Below are 509 nucleotides of genomic sequence, written 5' to 3'. Positions count from 1 at the left end.
TTTGGCTTTGTTGATACCTTAAAGCGTAAAACAAACACCTGGATTCCGGCTTTAAAAGCCTCACCGGAATGACAGAGGTTTTTCGCCATCCCCAAACGCTTTTAATTGGGGATCCAGGTGTTGCCCTTGATTTTGGCTTTGTTGATACCTTAAAGCGCAAAGCAAACACCTGGATTCCGGCTTAAAAAGCTTCACCGGAATGACAAAGGCTTTCGTCATCCCCAAATGCTTTTGTTGGGGATCCAGGTGTTGCCCTTGATTTTGGCTTTGTTGATACCTTAAAGCGTAAAGCAAACACCTGGATTCCGGCTTTAAAAGCTTCACCGGAATGACAGAGGCTTTCGTCATCCCTAAATGCTTGTATTGGGGATCCAGGTGTTGCCCTTAATTTTGGCTTTGTTGATACCTTAAAGCGTAAAACAAACACCTGGATTCCGGCTTTAAAAGCCTCACCGGAATGACAGAGGTTTTTCGCCATCCCCAAACGCTTTTAATTGGGGATCCAGGTG

Annotated in this window: 1 protein-coding gene; it reads right to left on the bottom strand. The window is 45.0% G+C overall.

The features are described from left to right. Positions 1-181: 181 nt before the first annotated feature. Positions 182-478, bottom strand: a complete 297-nt coding sequence (locus H5202_RS23665; RefSeq protein WP_182774152.1) for a hypothetical protein — start codon at positions 476-478, stop codon at positions 182-184. Between the last annotated feature and the right edge of the window lie 31 nt (positions 479-509).

The sequence above is a fragment of the Shewanella sp. SG41-4 genome, assembly GCF_014164505.1.
Taxonomy (GTDB): Bacteria; Pseudomonadota; Gammaproteobacteria; order Enterobacterales; family Shewanellaceae; genus Shewanella.
Note: the sequence above shows the minus strand (reverse complement) of the source record. Positions and strands in the feature narration are given on the sequence as shown.